General features: G+C 53.5%; 13 protein-coding genes and 1 pseudogene. 12 read left to right on the top strand and 2 right to left on the bottom strand.

Annotation, left to right across the window (positions count from 1 at the left end; all coding sequences use genetic code 11):
- From PSSD_RS12190 to npr, 11 genes and pseudogenes are all read left to right on the top strand, one after another.
- Nucleotides 1–675: calcium/sodium antiporter (locus tag PSSD_RS12190; protein WP_058972411.1), on the top strand; the 675-nt coding region annotated here is incomplete at its 5' end.
- A 13-nt stretch (nucleotides 676–688) separates the two neighbouring features.
- Nucleotides 689–1669 (top strand): arabinose-5-phosphate isomerase KdsD, encoded by a 981-nt coding sequence (kdsD, locus tag PSSD_RS12185; RefSeq protein WP_039327479.1) that lies wholly within the window; start codon nucleotides 689–691, stop codon nucleotides 1667–1669.
- Between the two features lie 13 nt (nucleotides 1670–1682).
- Nucleotides 1683–2249, top strand: a complete 567-nt coding sequence (kdsC, locus tag PSSD_RS12180) for a 3-deoxy-manno-octulosonate-8-phosphatase KdsC (protein WP_039327477.1) — start codon at nucleotides 1683–1685, stop codon at nucleotides 2247–2249.
- Nucleotides 2246–2812: pseudogene (gene lptC / locus PSSD_RS27970) on the top strand (LPS export ABC transporter periplasmic protein LptC); the annotation flags it as partial. The gene kdsC and the pseudogene lptC, both read left to right, overlap by 4 nt.
- Nucleotides 2798–3346 carry a lipopolysaccharide ABC transporter substrate-binding protein LptA gene (lptA, locus tag PSSD_RS27965; RefSeq protein WP_201023812.1) on the top strand — a complete coding sequence of 183 codons (549 nt, stop codon included), beginning with the start codon at nucleotides 2798–2800 and terminating at the stop codon, nucleotides 3344–3346. The pseudogene lptC and the gene lptA, both read left to right, overlap by 15 nt.
- Nucleotides 3347–3351: 5 nt before the next feature.
- The gene (gene lptB / locus PSSD_RS12165; protein ID WP_039327471.1) at nucleotides 3352–4077 is read left to right on the top strand and encodes an LPS export ABC transporter ATP-binding protein; all 726 of its coding nucleotides are present in this window, start codon (nucleotides 3352–3354) and stop codon (nucleotides 4075–4077) included.
- Nucleotides 4078–4125: 48 nt separating this feature from the next.
- Nucleotides 4126–5559, top strand: coding sequence for an RNA polymerase factor sigma-54 (gene rpoN, locus PSSD_RS12160; RefSeq protein ID WP_058972409.1), 1434 nt, complete (start codon nucleotides 4126–4128; stop codon nucleotides 5557–5559).
- Nucleotides 5560–5580: 21 nt separating this feature from the next.
- Entirely contained in the window at nucleotides 5581–5868 is a 288-nt protein-coding gene (gene hpf / locus PSSD_RS12155) for a ribosome hibernation promoting factor (protein ID WP_039327466.1), read from the top strand.
- A 162-nt stretch (nucleotides 5869–6030) separates the two neighbouring features.
- Nucleotides 6031–6513, top strand: a complete 483-nt coding sequence (gene ptsN, locus PSSD_RS12150; protein WP_197063293.1) for a PTS IIA-like nitrogen regulatory protein PtsN — start codon at nucleotides 6031–6033, stop codon at nucleotides 6511–6513.
- Nucleotides 6514–6565: 52 nt separating this feature from the next.
- The gene (rapZ, locus tag PSSD_RS12145; protein ID WP_039327464.1) at nucleotides 6566–7420 is read left to right on the top strand and encodes an RNase adapter RapZ; all 855 of its coding nucleotides are present in this window, start codon (nucleotides 6566–6568) and stop codon (nucleotides 7418–7420) included.
- On the top strand, nucleotides 7417–7689 hold the full coding sequence (gene npr / locus PSSD_RS12140; RefSeq protein WP_039327462.1) for a PTS phosphocarrier protein NPr: 273 nt from the start codon (nucleotides 7417–7419) through the stop codon (nucleotides 7687–7689). Before rapZ ends, npr begins: the two co-directional genes overlap by 4 nt.
- Before the next feature lie 6 nt (nucleotides 7690–7695).
- On the opposite strand, the gene mtgA is transcribed toward npr, so the two are convergent.
- Both mtgA and arcB read right to left on the bottom strand, forming a co-directional pair.
- A complete protein-coding gene (gene mtgA, locus PSSD_RS12135) occupies nucleotides 7696–8418 on the bottom strand; it encodes a monofunctional biosynthetic peptidoglycan transglycosylase (RefSeq protein ID WP_039327459.1) in 723 nt (240 codons plus the stop codon).
- An 897-nt stretch (nucleotides 8419–9315) separates the two neighbouring features.
- Nucleotides 9316–11652 (bottom strand): aerobic respiration two-component sensor histidine kinase ArcB, encoded by a 2337-nt coding sequence (arcB, locus tag PSSD_RS12130; RefSeq protein WP_058972408.1) that lies wholly within the window; start codon nucleotides 11650–11652, stop codon nucleotides 9316–9318.
- An 886-nt stretch (nucleotides 11653–12538) separates the two neighbouring features.
- On the opposite strand from arcB, the gene PSSD_RS12125 reads away from it, so the two are divergent.
- Complete coding sequence (locus PSSD_RS12125) at nucleotides 12539–18070, top strand: glutamate synthase-related protein (protein WP_058972407.1); 5532 nt, start codon at nucleotides 12539–12541, stop codon at nucleotides 18068–18070.
- The last annotated feature ends 20 nt before the right edge of the window (nucleotides 18071–18090 follow it).

The following is an 18090-nucleotide window of genomic DNA, read 5'->3' as shown; positions in this document are numbered from 1 at the left end:
GAACTCCCCTTAATGCTGCTGGTCTCACTGCTGAGCGGCATTATGTTGTTTGATAATCATCTTAGTCGACTGGATGGGGCAGCACTGCTGCTGATCGCGCTGGGCTATTTGGTGATTGCGATTCGCATCGCCCGCCGCGCGGAACGTGATAACAATGATACGTTAACGCGTGAGCAACTGGCCGAACTACCGCGCGATGAAGTCGGCAACACCGTGGCCTTTCTGTGGTTGGCGGTGGCGCTGATAATTTTACCGATGTCGACCCGTATGGTGATCGACAATGCCACCGTGTTTGCCGACTACTTTGGTGTCAGTGAACTGGTGATGGGTCTGACGCTGATTGCGGTGGGCACCAGCTTGCCAGAGCTCGCCACCGTCGTGGCAGGCGCACTGAAAGGTGAAGACGATATCGCCATCGGTAACCTGATTGGCGCGAATATTTTTAATCTGGCGATCGTACTGGGCCTGCCTGCACTGATTCATCCCGGCAGCATTGATGCGCATGCCTTCGCGCGTGATTACTGGGTGATGCTGGGCGTGAGCGTATTGTTTGCCCTGCTCTGCCTGCTGCGCAAGCGCCGTATTGGTCGCGTAGCGGGCACTTTACTGTTAGGTGGATTTATCGCGTGGGTACTGTGGCTGTGGCTCAGCCCTGCGCTTATCTCAAGTTATTAAGGACGGACTGACCATGTCACATCAGCAACCGGATTTTGATTACCAGCAGGCGGGCAAAGCGGTACTGCGCATCGAACGTGAAGGACTTGAGCAACTCGATCAGTATATTAACGCCGACTTCAGCCGCGCCTGCGAGATGATTATTGCCTGCCGCGGTAAAGTGGTGGTGATGGGAATGGGTAAATCCGGGCATATTGGTGCGAAAATGGCGGCAACCTTCGCCAGTACCGGCACCTCGTCGTTTTTTGTTCACCCAGGTGAGGCCAGCCATGGTGACCTCGGTATGGTCACACCGAATGATGTGGTGATTGCTATCTCGAATAGCGGAGAGTCGAATGAGATTCTCGCCCTGATTCCGGTACTGAAGCGCCAGAAAGTGCCACTTATCTGCCTCACCAGTCGCCCAGAAAGCGCGATGGGGCGTGCCGCAGATGTGCATTTGTGCGTGAAAGTACCACAGGAAGCCTGTCCGCTGGGATTAGCCCCCACTTCCAGCACGACTGCAACGCTGGTGATGGGCGATGCCCTCGCCGTGGCGCTACTGGAAGCGCGCGGTTTTACCCAGGAAGATTTTGCATTGTCACATCCCGGCGGTGCACTGGGCCGCAAGCTTCTGCTGCATGTCAGCGACATCATGCACAGCGGTGATGAGATCCCGCACGTGAGCCGTGATGCCTCGCTGCGTGATGCGTTGCTGGAGATCACGCGTAAAAATCTTGGCCTGACGGTGATCGTTGATGACCTGATGAAAATTGAAGGCATCTTCACCGATGGTGACTTGCGCCGCATCTTCGATATGGGCATCGATTTTCAGTCCGCCAGTATTCAGGATGTGATGACGCGCGGTGGGATTCGTGTGCGTCCCAATATGCTGGCGGTGGATGCGCTTAACTTAATGCAAAACAAAAACATCACTGCAGTGCTGGTCGCCGATGACGATCGTCTTCTTGGTGTGGTACATATGCATGACATGCTGCGCGCTGGCGTAGTTTGAACAGGAACAAATAATGAGTGTTGAATCCACAATGGTTGATACCTGCTACGGTCCGGTCAGTGCCGATGTTATGGCGCGCGCGGCTAAGATTCGCCTGCTAATTTGTGATGTTGATGGCGTGATGTCAGATGGTGTCATTTACATGGGCAACAGCGGTGAAGAGTTGAAGGCGTTTAACGTGCGCGATGGCTACGGCATCCGCTGCCTGCTGACCTCAGACGTCGAAGTGGCTATTATAACCGGCCGTAAAGCGAAACTGCTGGAGGACCGCTGCCAGACGTTGGGCATTACGCATCTTTACCAGGGACAATCTGATAAGCTTTTGGCGTGGCGCGAACTCCTGGATAAACTGTCTTTATCTGCCGATCAGGTTGCCTATATTGGCGACGATCTAATCGACTGGCCCGTGATGGCACAAGCCGGCTTAAGTGTGGCCGTGGCCGATGCCCATCCGGTTTTACTGCCACGTGCAAACTACGTGACTCGTATCGCTGGCGGTCGGGGTGCGGTGCGTGAACTGTGCGATTTGATCTTGATGGCGCAGAACAAATTTGAGGATGCCAAAGGGCAATCAGTATGAGTAAGAGCAGGCGTTGGATAACGCTGATTCTGGCCTTGATCGCCGTGGTGCTGATCGGCTGGAATCTCACCAACCAGGATGACAGCAAAGCGCCGGTGGCAACCAATACCCAAGAGCCAACGTACACCAGCGAAAAATCTCACTCTGTGGTTTATAACCCCACGGGGGCGTTAGCCTATAAACTGATCTCGGATAAAGTCACCTACTTTGCGGCCGATGAAGTTAGCTGGTTCGAAAATCCTGTGGCGACCACTTATGATGAAAACAAAGTGCCGACCTGGACCATTCGCGCTGATAAGGCAAAGCTGACCAAAGATCGTATGCTTTACCTATACGGCCACGTTGAAGTGAATACGCTGACCCAGGATTCACAGCTTGAGCGCATCATCACCGATACCGCTCAGGTTAATCTGGTCACCCAGGATGTGACATCTGACGATCAGGTCACCCTATTTGGCCGCAGTTTTAATTCCACTGGCATGAAGATGCGCGGCAATTTACGAACAAAAAATGCCCAGCTGCTTGAAAAGGTCAAAACTTCCTATGAAATCCAAAATGAAAAAAATAGCCTCAAGTTGTTGCTGGTAAGTGCACTGCTGGCCACCAGCCTGCCTGCGCTGGCCTTGACGGGTGATTCAGACAAACCCGTCAATATCGATTCCGTTAACCAGTCGCTTGATCTACAAGGCAACGTGGCGACCTTCACCGGCAATGTCATCGTTACCCAGGGTTCAATCAAGATTACCGCAGACAAAGTGGTGGTCACGCGTCCAGGCGGCGACAGCAAAAAAACCATCGTCGATGCTTACGGAACTCCCGCGACCTTCTATCAGATGCAAGATAACGGCAAACCGGTTCAGGGGCACGCTTCAAAGCTGCACTATGAGCTGGCGAACGATTTTGTTGAGCTGACGGGCAACGCCTTCATTCAGCAGCTGGACAGCAATATCAAAGGCGATCGCATCACCTATCTGGTCAAAGAACAGAAAATGCAGGCTTTCAGCCAGGGTGACAGCAAACGCGTGACCACCGTGCTGGTGCCGTCGCAGCTGCAAGACAAAAACGGCTCAACTGCGAGCCCAAAAAAGAGTAACTGATCGCTATGGCCACATTAGTCGCTGAAAATTTGGCGAAAGCCTATAAAGGCCGCCGCGTGGTAGAAGACGTCAGCCTGCAGGTAAAATCAGGTGAAATTGTTGGCCTGCTCGGCCCGAACGGTGCTGGCAAAACCACCACGTTTTATATGGTCGTGGGCATTGTCCCGCGCGATGCTGGCCGTATTGTCATTGATGATGAAGATATCAGTATCCTGCCACTGCATGCACGCGCGCGTCGCGGTATCGGCTATCTGCCTCAGGAAGCTTCGATCTTCCGCCGCCTGAGCGTGTATGACAACTTAATGGCCGTACTGCAGATTCGCGATGATTTAACGGAAGAACAGCGTCAGGATCGTGCAAACGAGCTGATGGAAGAGTTCCATATCGAACACCTGCGCGACAGCATGGGTCAGGCGCTCTCCGGAGGCGAACGACGTCGTGTGGAAATCGCACGGGCGCTGGCGGCCAACCCGAAATTTATCCTGCTGGATGAACCTTTTGCCGGTGTTGACCCCATCTCCGTTATTGATATCAAGAAAATCATCGAACATCTGCGTGACAGCGGCCTTGGCGTGCTGATTACCGACCACAACGTGCGTGAAACCCTCGCCGTGTGTGAACGCGCTTACATCGTCAGCCAGGGGCATCTGATCGCACATGGCACCCCTGATGAAATTCTTGCAGATGAGCAGGTTAAGCGTGTTTATTTGGGCGAAGAGTTCAGACTCTGATAAGGTGTCGGAATACCCGACATTTGCTTAGGAAATTCTGGCCGGATTATGAAGCAAGGTTTGCAACTCAGGTTCAGCCAACAGCTGGCAATGACCCCACAGTTGCAGCAGGCCATTCGTCTGCTGCAACTCTCGACGCTTGAACTCCAGCAGGAACTGCAACTGGCGCTGGAAAGCAATCCGCTGCTTGAGCAAACTGATCTGCATGAAGAAGTCGATGCGCGTGAACATCAGGAAAGTGATGCGTTAGATACACGCGAAGCGCTCGAACAGAAAGAGATGCCGGAAGAGTTACCGCTCGACGCCACCTGGGATGAGATCTACACCGCAGGCACGCCTTCTGGCACCGGTACGGATTATCAGGATGATGAGCTGCCGGTCTATCAGGGCGAAACCACCCAGTCACTGCAGGATTACCTGATGTGGCAGGTGGAGTTAACGCCGTTCACGGATACCGATCGCGCCATTGCCACCTCGATTGTTGATGCCATCGACGAAACCGGTTATCTCACAGTAAGCGTTCAGGACATTTGCGACAGTATTGGCGACGAAGAGCTGACGCTGGAAGAAGTCGAAGCCGTGCTTAAGCGCGTCCAGCGTTTCGATCCCGTGGGTGTCGGCGCACGTGACTTGCGTGATTGCCTGCTGGTGCAGCTCTCACAGTATGCTGCAGATACACCGATGCTGGCCGAAGCGCGCCTGATCGTCAGTGAACATCTTGATCTGCTGGCCAACCACGATTTCCGCAGCCTGATGCGCGTCACACGTCTGAAAGAAGAGGTGTTAAAAGACGTCATGCTGCTGATTCAGTCACTTGACCCACGTCCTGGCCAGTCAGTGAACACCAGTGAACCTGAATACGTCATCCCTGACGTTCTGGTACGCAAGAACGGTGCGCGCTGGACGGTGGATCTCAACTCGGACAGCCTGCCACGCCTGAAGATTAACCAGCACTATGCTGCGATGGGCGGTTCGACGCGCAATGACAGCGATAGCCAGTTCATCCGCAGCAATTTACAAGAAGCCAAGTGGCTGATTAAAAGCCTCGAGAGCCGCAACGATACCTTGCTCAAAGTCACTCGCTGTATCGTTGAGCAACAGCAGGCGTTCTTTGAACAGGGCGAAGAGTACATGCGCCCGATGGTGTTGGCGGATATCGCGCAGGCCGTCGATATGCATGAATCCACGATTTCTCGTGTGACCACGCAAAAGTACTTACATAGCCCGCGTGGCATTTTCGAACTGAAATATTTTTTCTCCAGCCACGTCAACACCGAGGGCGGTGGCGAAGCTTCGTCCACGGCGATTCGTGCATTGGTGAAAAAATTGATTGCCGCGGAAAATCCCGCAAAACCCTTGAGCGACAGCAAACTCACCTCCATGTTATCCGATCAGGGCATCATGGTGGCGCGACGTACGGTTGCTAAATATCGCGAGTCTTTGTCTATACCGCCATCAAACCAGCGTAAACAGCTGGTTTGACCGAATGAGGAAAGAAGACCTATGCAGCTAAACCTAACCGGACTGAATGTTGAGATTACCGAGCCACTGCGTGAATTTGTAAACAGCAAATTTGCCAAACTAGAACACTACTTTGATCGTATCAATCAGGTTTATATTGTTCTAAAAGTGGAGAAGGTGACGCAGATTGCGGATGCAACACTGCACGTCAACGGCGGGGAGCTGCACGCCACAGCGGAAGCGGAAGACATGTACGCGGCCATCGACGGGTTAATCGATAAGCTTTCCCGTCAGCTGACCAAACATAAAGACAAACTGAAAAAACACTAACCTTCATGCTTGCAGAGTGCCGATCGGTTTGGCACTCAGAGCACAAATGGGGCGGGATGACCGCCCCGTTTTGTCATCTGCGCAAGCGCCAACGGGGAACTCGCCATTGCGGTATGAATGGCGTTACCCTTATGGCTATGTGAACTCGCAAGTGAAACGATGATGAACAACGATCTGACACTGGAATTGAGCTCGGTCCTCACACTGGACTGTACCCGAAGCGGCGTACACTGCCAGAGTAAAAAACGCGCGCTGGAAATTATCAGCGAGTTGGCAGCAAAGCAGCTCAATCTGCCGCACCAGACGCTTTTTGAAGCCATTTTGACCCGTGAGCGCATGGGCAGTACCGGCATTGGTAACGGCATCGCTATTCCACATGGCAAGCTGGAGGAGGATACACTGCGTGCTGTTGGCGTGTTTATCAGCCTCGACCAACCGATTGCCTTCGATGCCGTCGATAACCAGCCGGTTGACCTGCTGTTTGCCCTGCTGGTGCCTGCAGACCAGTGTAAAACCCATCTGCATACGCTGTCGCTGGTCGCGAAACGCCTGGCGGACAAAACCGTCTGCCGCCGTTTACGCGCCGCACAGAGTGATGAAGAGCTCTATGCGATTATCACAGAAGCTCAGGAAGAACACTCTTAAGCGACAGACACTTTTACCGGCGTTATCGCCGGTTTAAAACGGGAGAATTGTGATGGTGCTGATGATCGTTAGCGGTCGGTCAGGCTCAGGAAAGTCGGTTGCACTACGCGCCCTGGAGGACATGGGGTTCTACTGTGTTGATAACCTGCCGGTGGTATTGCTGCCGGAGCTGGCGAACACCTTAACGGAGCGCAACATTTCGGCTGCAGTCAGCATTGATGTGCGCAACATGCCTGAATCACCCGAAGTATTCGAAACGGCTCTCAACAATCTGCCTGAGTCGTTCTCTCCGCAGCTGCTGTTCCTGGATGCCGATCGCAATACCTTAATCCGCCGTTACAGCGATACGCGCCGCCTGCACCCCCTCTCCAGCAAGAATCTGTCGCTGGAAAGTGCCATCGATGAAGAGAGCGATCTGCTGGAGCCATTGCGATCGCGTGCTGATTTGATCATCGACACTTCAGAGATGTCGGTACACGAGCTGGCAGAGATGCTGCGTACACGCCTGCTGGGCAAGCGCGAGCGTGAATTGACTATGGTGTTTGAATCCTTTGGATTTAAACACGGCATTCCGATTGATGCAGATTACGTGTTCGATGTGCGTTTCTTACCGAACCCGCACTGGGATCCTAAACTGCGTCCGATGACGGGTCTGGATCGCCCCGTCGCCGCCTTCCTGGATCGTCATACCGAAGTGCATAACTTCATCTACCAAACGCGCAGCTATCTGGAATTGTGGCTGCCGATGCTGGAAACCAACAACCGCAGCTACCTGACCGTAGCCATTGGCTGTACCGGCGGAAAACACCGTTCAGTGTATATCGCTGAGCAACTGGCGGATTACTTCCGTTCACGCGGTAAAAATGTGCAGTCTCGTCATCGCACTCTGGAAAAACGCAAATCATGACCGTGAAGCAAACCGTTGAGATTCGAAATAAGCTGGGTATGCACGCTCGTCCGGCCATGAAGCTGTTTGAGTTGGTACAGAGTTTTGATGCTGAAGTGCTGCTGCGTAACGAGGCGGGAACGGAAGCCGAGGCCAGCAGTGTGATTGCATTGCTGATGCTGGACTCGGCAAAAGGCGGCCATATTGAGATTGAGGCCAGCGGACCAGAGGAAGTCCAGGCGCTGGCAGCCGTCATTGAGCTGTTTGAAGCGGGCTTTGACGAGGACTAGAAGCGATTAATGCAGCTTATAGCGTTCAAGGAAGCCTTCGCCCCCAAGCTGTCGCATCTGTCGCATGATCCACTGCTGACGCATACGGACATACCCTGAAGGCGCATCCGCGCGGAAGCGAATAGGATTAGGTAACACCGCCGCCAGCAGCGCGGCTTCAGAGATCGTCAGGCGACTGGCGGGTTTATGAAAGTAGCGCTGCGAAGCTTCTTCCACACCAAACACACCGTTGCCAAACTCTGCGATATTCAGGTACACCGTCAAAATACGGCGTTTAGTCCAGACGGTTTCAATGCCCACCGTCAGCCCGGCTTCCAGGCCTTTACGCACCCAACTGCGGCCATCCCATAAAAACAGGTTTTTAGCCGTCTGCTGAGATAAGGTGGAGGCACCGCGCATCCGTTCGCCACCATCGTTATCCAATACTTGTTGAATCGCGTCGACATCAAATCCCCAGTGTTCCGGAAATTTCTGATCTTCAGAGGCAATCACCGCCAGTGCCATCCACGGGGAAATATCATCCATCCCCACCCAATCGGAATGGGCGACATAATCAAAGCGGCCACTCATCCAGGCCCCAAGCTGACGCTCTACCATCACCGCTGAAAACGGTACAGGCAGGAAGGCAAAGATCACAATTCCTGCGAGCCAAACCCCAAGCCAAGCCAGTAGCACTTTTACTACCAGCACTTTAATGCGTTGTCCCAGTTTCCCTTTACTCTTACTCATGCAATTTTCTCTTACCTGTTCCCTGAGTTAATCAATCACTCAAGTCACGATTTCATATATCTGCGATTCAAGCCTAACCTTTATCCCTCATTGCCAGTCACTTAGAAGGAAAGTTATTACCTGCGCAACCATCGTTCCTCTATTAGAGCCAATTACATCAAGCACTTCCGCCAACAAGGAATCGGTTCCATGGTGAAAAAACCATCAGAATCTTTACCGTCAAACACTTAAACCGATGTGATTAAGATCACAATTAAACTTTCACAATACTTAACATTAAACTTTCAAAGCATTTGAATATGTTCATTGATAAGCGAGACCATTCTGAAAAACGTGGCGAAAATAGCATCGCCGACTCAGCCAACTCCCTGTTTTGAGGTAAAGCACCTCACCCTCATTTTGGTTTACATTACGGCGTTAAACCCTAAACTGGAACTTTCTAAAGAGGGTTTCCAAAACGTTTTGGATAACCCGCCAAAAACCTCATATTTCTTGTCTAATATCAGCATGTTAAGCTTATTTAACTGCGATTTTTTTAGCGGAATAAGATTTTCAACGCTGCCGACAGGCTTTTCCTGCTTCTGGCTGAAGGAAATCCAGGCAAAAAGCAGAACATTTGGTCAAAAATAGTGCAATACGGCAAAGAAATTAATTCCTTACTTGACTGTGTCAGCAAATTAATGTTTTCTGTATTTAAACGCTGCTCAACATCACACAATTTAATGAATCTTGTCACAAGCGTTGGCGAATTTGTTAAGGTGATTTTGAAGCGTCATCCAATACCAAACTGTTGCTGATTCAATCGACCACTAACGATAGCAGCAGTACCCATTTCCCTGGTGTTGGCGCAGTATTCGCGCACCCCAGTTTCGACTGGGGTCATTTTTTTCTGGCGTACTACGATTTTTCCCGCTCTGCTACCCATTCGCGTAACACGTTAACTTCATGTTGCCACTCATGTTTTAATTCGTCGATCCACTCCTGCACGTTATCCCACCAGGCTGGCAATTCCGGGGACTGAATCTGCTTCGCGAGCTTTTGCAAATGCAACAGACCCACCGAACCTGCCGCACCTTTGATCTTATGCCCCTCTTCCGCAATCCCTTTCTGGTCACGCGCCATCATGTTGGAATCCAGCACTTCAAGATAACCCGGCATCATTTGCTCAAACATCGTCAGGCTTTGCTTAATCAAACCCGGGCCGACCAGTTCAATGTATTGCTCCAGCATCTCGACATCGAGTAGCGTGCGGGAATGCTCGTCTGATGAGCTCATAACAGACTCTGACGCGTCTCCCTGGTAATCCCAGAACTTTTTGATTATCGCGGTCAGGGCTGGCACGGCCAGCGGCTTACTCAACACATCATCCATACCCGCATCGAGGTACTCTTTTTTATCTTTGAGGACATTGGCAGTGAGCGCCACTAACGGCGGTAACGAGATGCCGGCGTGCTGCTGATGTATGGCACGCGAGACATCCAGCCCGGTCATATCGGGCAGCTGGATATCGAGCAACACCAGATCAAACTCCTGCGGATCGAACATCGCCAGCGCGTCACTGCCGGTCATCGCCACTTCCACGCTGCATCCCAGTTTTTCCAATACCGAACGGGCGACAATCACGTTCAATTCGATATCTTCCACCAGCAGCACGTGCAGCGCCGGCAACGGCATGCTGTCGTCTACGTTCTCATCTTCTACTTCATCCGCCACGCGCGGTGCTTTGATATCAACCCTGAAGCATGAACCCTGACCCGGCGCGCTGCGGACGCTGATATCGCCGCCCATGGCCTGTGCCAGGCGGCGTGAAACGGCCAGGCCAATCCCGGTTCCCGTTGCGGGCTTACCGCCCTGCTGATCTTTCACCTGGTAATACATGGCGAAGATTTTATCCTGCTCGTCCTGCGGAATCCCCATGCCGGAATCCTGTACTTCGAAGTGCAGCGTTTCGTCCGGGTGATAAGCCACACGCACCACGATTTCACCCTGCTGGGTGAATTTCACCGCATTGCCAATCAGGTTCCACAAAATCTGACGCAGGCGCGTCCCATCCGCCGAAATTTTATGCGGCAGCGGGAGTTCCGGGGCCATGACAAACTTCAGCCCTTTCGGCTGCGCCAGCAAACCAGAGAGGTTTTCAAGATCCGCCAGGAAGCCAGTGAAATCGAGCGGCTGATTATCCAGTTGCACTTTGCGGCGCTCAATTTTGTCCACTTCAATCACATCATTGAAGATGTTGCCGAGGGTGATGGCGGAGACATGGATGGTTTTCAGGTACTTAAGCTGTTCCTGATTGAGATCGGTATCCAACAGAATGCGGCTCAGCCCCACAATGCCATTCAACGGCGTACGCAGCTCGTGGCTGATGGTGGATATAAAGGTGGTTTTCTCACGGCTGGCGTTCTCCAGCGCGTCCTGATAGCGCTTGCGCTCAGTAATATCGCGTCCGAAGCCCATCAAGCCACTGCGTTTCCCCACGCGGTCATAGTAGGGCACTTTACGAATTTCAAAGCAGGCTTTGCGCCCGTCAGGATATTGCAGCCACTGTTCGTAAGTCAGAGAGACATTATGACGGAACACTTTCTCATCAGTTTCCAGTACCTTGGAGGCGGCATCTTCGTCGTAGATATCGCGCGGTGTCAGCCCAATTAACTGTTTCTCGCTCATCCCCGTCAGCAGCTCCATCGCGCGGTTACAGCCAGAGAACTGTTTGTCGATGTTGCGATAGAACACCAAATCCGGTGAGGCATCGAGGAAAGAGCGTAAGAAGGAAGATTGCTGCTCCAGCTCAATCTGCGCCTGTTCGCGACGTGCCATCTCTTCGCGCAACTTATCCATCACCTGTTCGCGCGCTTGCTCAGCTTTGATACGGTCATTAATTTCCTGATTAAGCTGAGCAATGGTTTCTTTCATCTGCTGATTGAGTTCGAGGTCGCGCGTGCGCATCTCCTCCAGCTTGTCCACCAGCTTGGTGAGCCGCTGGCGTGACTCTTCCAGTTGATCGACCACCACCGACAGGAAATAAACCGCCCAGGGGGTAATTAACAGACCGAAGAATATCGAACGTACCACGTCAATGCTCTCTACATGGCCACGCAGCACCATGGTGACCGCCATCTGCACCACCATGGCCAGCACCACCAGCGCCGAAGCCAGCAGCAGTGAGAAGCGCACCAGCCCCAGCTTGACCATCAAATCAACGTAGTACTGCGCTAAAAGACGAATCTGTTTCATGTCGAACTCCCTGAACGAAATCTGGCCCATAATAGCGTAATTATCGCCGCGCTGCGCCGCTTCCCCTTACCTGACTACACAGACTTCGCCCCATTCTGGTGCATCGCAATGCCATTTCGCCGACGTTCGGGTCTTTATGCGCAAATCGCTTGACTAATTCTGCCAACTGAATAATCTGGAGGGCCGCACTTTTGCGGCCCTTTCATTACATCCCGTGCTATTCAGCATGTCAGCAGCCATTGCGCCTGGTGGTTGCGTTTCTTTATTGCATATCCATTCAACTTAAGTGCTGTTTTAATCACGTCACGCATGATTAATTTTACTAATGGCAGCCGGATTTTGATTCAAATATGACGCCATAAGAAAAACAGATACATGAAGTGTCCGAAACCGCACCAACAGAATTTTATGCTGACAGGTGCGGGTTATTCAGCATTGTTTGGATATCTGAGGCGTTCATCACAGTGAGACGGCTCACACTTCATAGGGGAATCAGAATCCTCAGATTGACATATATTTACGTAATAAATCCTTCATAATCATTAAGTTAAATCACAAAAAAGCCAATTAACCGCAATAAAGCTGGCTATTTGACCTGAGTTCGCTTTCCCGATAAGTTGGAATTCCGCTGGATGCTTTCCAGTCGGGACTGTGTCTCGGCATATCTATGCAGCAAGAAACTCCCTCTGGATGCAAGTTATCTCCTGTAAGAGACCGGAAGTAAGAGCAGCTCATCAAGGACGTGAAACTCTTCTCTTGAGAGCCTTTGCTCAGTATTGCGACGTCCGCGTTTAAGCGCGGCGAAAACGAATTGATACAGCACGCAGCGGTGCTCTGTGCTCGAAATAATGCAGGTAATGTCAAAAGCAGTTTAAGGAGACCCTCAATGTCCACTCAAAAACCTCATCCATATGGTTTGTATGATCCCTCAGCAGGCAGTGATAGCTGTGGTGTCGGGTTTATTACCCGTAAGGACGGCGAGCAGACCCATGAGATCCTGCAGATGGCGCATAGCGCACTGTGCACGGTGCCACACCGTGGCGGTATGTCTGCTGAAGGCGTGGGCGATGGCGCGGGTGTCAACGTCGATCTTTCTCTGAATTTCTTCCGTAAAGTGACGGGCCAGCCGCTGGAAGCCGGTCGCTTTGGTGTGGGTAACTTCTTCGTCCCTAAAGATGCCGAACTGCGTGCAAACGCCGAGCGTCTGGTTGAAGAAACTCTGGCCGCACATAACTTTGCCGTGCTGGTGAAACGCGATATGCCGCTGGACGGCAGCGTGACGCGCCCTGCTGCGCTGCAATTCCAGTTACCGATTGTGCAGTGGGTCTTCGCCGCGCCACAAGAAGTGACTGAACAGATTGAATTCGAGCGCCATATCTATCGTGCGCTGCTGGATATTGAAGCGCGCGCCTTTACGGAAAGCGAATTCGGCGGGCTCTATCCGCTGTCGCTCTCTTCGCGCACCCAGGTGTTTAAAGCACGCCTGAACTCCAACGAAGTGATTCCTTACTTCAAAGATTTGACCGATGCGGATCACCAGGTGCGCGGGCTGTTCTTCCATACCCGCTTCTCAACCAACACCGATCCGCACACCACCATGGCGCAGCCGTTCCGTTTGATGGCGCACAACGGTGAGCTGAACACCGACCGTAAAAACCGTATCGCGGAAGCGGCGCTGATGTTAGCGCGCGGCAAAAAAATCGTGCGTCCGAAAGGCCAGTCTGACAGCTCACGCCTCGATCAGAGCATCCACAGCCGTTTGATGGAAGATAACCTCGACCTGATCAACGCCGTGGTCTCCATGATGCCGCCTGCGTGGGAAAACGACACCTCACTGTCAAATGAAGTACGCGCCATGCTGGAATACTTCTCTCTTTATGAAGAGAAGAACGATGGTCCGGCAGCCCTGATCTTCGGCAACGGTGAAGTGATCGGTGCGCGTCTTGACCGCCTGGGTCTGCGTCCGCTGCGTTCGGTAGAAACGGCAGAATATATCGGTGCGATGTCCGAAGCAGGCCAGATTGCCTTCCCACCGGAAAGCGTCCTGCGTCGTGGCCGTATCGAAGCGGGCGGCATGCTCTATTACGATCACAAAGAAAAACGCTCTTACACCACCGTGGAAGCGCTGGAAAAACTGGCAGCAGAGAAAGATTACCTTTCACTGCTGAGCGCCGCGCGTGTTGACCTGCACGACCTGCCAGAAATTCAGGCGGAGAAGCTCGGTTCGCCGCTGCGTTATCGTGGTGACCTCAAAACCTATCAGCGTTTTGTGGCCTACTACTACAACCAGGAAAGCTTCAAATTCATGATGGACCCGATGCTGCAAACCGGCGCTGAGAAGATCTCAGCAATGGGTTACGGCAACGCCATCAATGGCCTGTCCGACCATGAAGGCGGCATGGCGCACTACTTCTCGCAACGTTTTGCTCAGGTCACCAACCCGCCACTGGATTCCATCCGTGAAGCGGACGGCATGACGCTGCGCGTCGCGCTGGGCGCAAAACCGCATCTGGGCCGCAGCAAAGGCCAGCAGGTTATCGTGCCGACGCCGATCCTGACTCACCTCGACATGCTGCGCCTGCGTGAGCAAGACGTCGCGCCTTACGCGCGCTTTGAGATGCTCTACGAGCCGGTGATCGGCAAAGATATCGTTAGCCGTGCAGCCAACGCCAAAGCGCTGGAAAACGCTATTGATAACCTGGCACAGCAGGTAGTGGATTTCGCACGCCAGCAAGGCGGCATCGCGGTCATCACTGACCGCCATATCTCTTCGACTCATGCGGCGATTCCGATGCTGCTGATGGTTTCTGCCATCAACCAGCGCCTGGTGCAGGAAGGTTTGCGCCTGGACGTTTCTCTGGTGGTCGAGAGTGGCCAGAGCATCTCTTCACACCATATTGCTGCCACCCTGGGCTTCGGTGCGTCAGCGGTCTATCCGCTGGGCGTGCAGATGCGTGCAGAAGAGAAGTTTGGTGAGGGCGAAGAAGGCAATAAAGCCTTTAAGCGCTATGCCAAAGCGGCTGAAAAAGCCTTGATGAAAACCATGGGTAAAGTGGGTCTCTGTACCGTGGAGAGCTATAGCTGTGGTGAGTTCTTTGAGCCAAACTTCCTCGATACCGAAGATCCGGTACTGAAGAAGTACTTCCCGAATATCAAAACGCCGGTGGGTGGCGCGGGCTTCCCGGCTATCGCCCAGATGGCGGTTGACTGGCATCAAAGCGCGCTGAAAATTCAGGGCGAGGCAGAAGTGCCGTTGCTGGGTCTGTTTAAAGAGCGCGCAGAGGGTGCGGGTCACTCCTACGGCACCATTGCCGTGCGTACCTTTATCGATATGACTGAGCAGCCGATTCGCTTCGCGGACAAAGCGCGCGAGGAAGACAACTTTATCCGTCTGATGACGCTAGCCAAGCTGGACAACGCCTTCAACATCAAAGCGGACGCCTTTAAAGACAGCAGCTTCGAACGCATCCCGAACGAGGTGATTGATTCACTGGCGATCACGCCGGATTACCGTCAGTTCTCCAGCCTGATGCACGCAGAACGTAAGCGTCGTCCTGCGGCCCTGCGTGACATTCTCGCGCTGCCATGTGATTTGACTCACGTTGACAGTGAAGCCGAATTTGGTCGCAAGCTGGGGCGCTACTCGCTGGTCAACAACGGTTTTGCGACCCGCGGGCTGAAGTGCGAAGCCGTCAGCGGCAGCCTGAACCAGTTCGAACTGCGTTTGATTGATTCTATCGCTGGCCTGAAGCCAGAAAACGAGCGTCTGGAAGCACTGTCGCGCGCGCTGAAAACCCGCTTCAGCGACGATATCGAAAGCAGCAACGTGGCAAACGGTGTACTGACAATTACCGCTTACGGTAAAGCGGCAGAGTATCTGTCCCTGATCTTTACCGCTCTGCCTTCGCTGCCGCTGGAAGAGATTCAGCCAGCACACGAAATTACCCGTACTTTCGCCTCTGGTGCGATGAGCCACGGTGCGCTGGTCGCCCCTGCGCATGAAGCCGTAGCACACGGCACCAACATGGTGGGCGGCATGAGTAACTGTGGTGAAGGTGGCGAGCACTATTCACGTCACGGCACCATCCGCGCCTCACGTATTAAACAGCTGGCGTCAGGTCGTTTTGGCGTCTGGGCTGCCTATCTGGCCGATCCGATGCTGGAAGAGCTGGAGATCAAAATTGGTCAGGGTGCGAAACCGGGTGAAGGCGGTCAGTTGCCGGCACCGAAAGTGACGGTAGAAATCGCCGCAGCACGTGGCGGTACGCCGGGTGTTGAGCTGGTTTCACCGCCACCGCATCACGACACCTACTCGATCGAAGATTTGGCTCAGCTGATCCACGACTGTAAAGCGGCACGTGTGCGCGTTATTGTCAAACTGGTGTCTTCTGAGGGCATCGGCACCATCGCTGTCGGCGTGGCCAAAGCCGGCGCTGACGTGATTAACGTGGCAGGTAACACCGGCGGTACCGGTGCGGCTTCGGTCACCAGCCTGAAGTACACCGGACGCGTTGCCGAAATCGGTATCGCTGAAGTGCACCAGGCGCTGTGTGCTAACGGCCTGCGTGACAAAGTGCAGCTGCGCTGCTCCGGTGCACAACAAACCGGTAGCGATGTGATCAAATCCGCCCTGCTCGGCGGCGACAGCTTCGAGTTTGGTACCACCGCGCTGATGATGCTGAAATGCGTGATGGCGAAAAACTGTAACGTTAAATGCCCGGCCGGTTTGACCACCAACGCCGAAGCTTTTGATGGTGATCCGCGTCAGCTGGCGCAGTACTTCGTCAACGTCGCACAAGAAGTCCGTGAGTTCCTGGCACGCCTCGGCTTGCGTTCACTGCGTGAAGCGCGTGGACGTTCTGATCTTCTGCACCTGATGGATCACCCGCTGGAAGTGGGCAAACTGGACCTGCGTGCCATGTTGACCGTGGTGCCAGAGCAGAAAATCGCTAAGCCGGTTTATCTGGAAAAAGATTTTGAACTGGACAACGGCTGGGTCGAAGAGCTGAAAACGCAGCTTATCGGCCAGGCGAGCCGCGATATCTCGCTCGGTGCCGGCATCCCCCTGAACAACCGTAATAAGAGCGTGGGCGGCCAGCTGGCCATCGACATCGAGCGTATGCTCAACCACGAATTATCAGCTGAACAACGTGCTGCTCTGCCAGCGGTGTTCAAAGACGATCGTGGCCGCCATTATCTGGCACCGCGCACCGTGAACATCCACACCAGTGGCTCTGCGGGCCAGTCATTCGGTGCCTTCTGCAACGATGGTATGCAGATGAAGCATTACGGCACCTGTAACGATGGCGTAGGCAAAGGCCAGTGTGGTGGCGAGTTGGTGGTGATGTCACCAGGCGGCGGCGCACAAGACAGCGATGGCAACGTGCTGATCGGTAACTTCGCGCTGTTCGGCGCAACCGGTGGTCGTCTATACGTACAAGGCCAGGCGGGCGACCGTTTCGCCGTGCGTAACTCTGGCGCAACGGCGGTTGTTGAAGGCGTGGGTGATTTCTGCTGCGAATACATGACCAACGGCGCGATTCTGAACCTGGGCACCTTCGGTAAAGGTTTCGGTAACGGCATGAGCGGCGGTTTCGCTTACCAGTATGACCCGTATGGTGCACTGGCAGGCCACGCAGCGGGAGATTCCGTGCTGTTCGGTTCTATCACCGACGAAGATGAAATGGCGCAGGTGCACAAGCAAGCGGTGCTGACCATGCTGAACTGGCATCTGGAAGCCACTCAGTCTCCTCGTGCAGCCTGGCTGTTGGATAACTGGGAAACCGAGTGCCATCACTTTGTCTACGTGATGCCACGTTCGCTGCTGCTGTATCAAGACGGTGGCGAGATCCTGAAGGCGAAGTCACGTAAGGATCTGCTCGAAGAGCTGTCAACGTCACTGGCTGCGCATCAGGTTGCGAAATTCAAGGCGGCCTGGCGTACCGGCAAAACCATCGCTGATGGTGCAGTACCGGCTTACGGTGCCACAGATACGCTGGAGATGTTTGTCCTGCTGAATAACTACACCGTGCTGAGCTTCGCGCAGCAACTGGCGCTGGGCAAACTGCCGAAAGGCACCTCAGTGGAAGATCCTGCGGTGGAAAAAGCCGTGCGTAATCTACTGATGACCGAAGACTTTGCCCTGATCAGCAAGCTGCAACGCCATGCGCGTTCAGCGATTGAGAGCTACAGCGATGATGAACTGGCTAGCCTGATCGCGGCAAAACGTATGTCGGATTATAAAGCGGCGCTGACGCAACGTAACATTCGCTCGATGGACAGCCTGGCAACCTATGGCTGGATCATTTATCAGGATGCCCGTAACCGCGAGGTGCTTGGCCATCTGCCTGATTTCGAAGAGCTGTTTGCGCGTGCTGCACTGCCAGAAATCGCCGCTGCCGTCGGGAAACTTTCCTGATAGCAGCACCAATGAATGTG

Origin of the sequence: Type-D symbiont of Plautia stali, from assembly GCF_001485335.1 — a bacterium.
Classification (GTDB): domain Bacteria; phylum Pseudomonadota; class Gammaproteobacteria; order Enterobacterales; family Enterobacteriaceae; genus Pantoea; species Pantoea vagans_C.
Note: the sequence above shows the minus strand (reverse complement) of the source record. Positions and strands in the feature narration are given on the sequence as shown.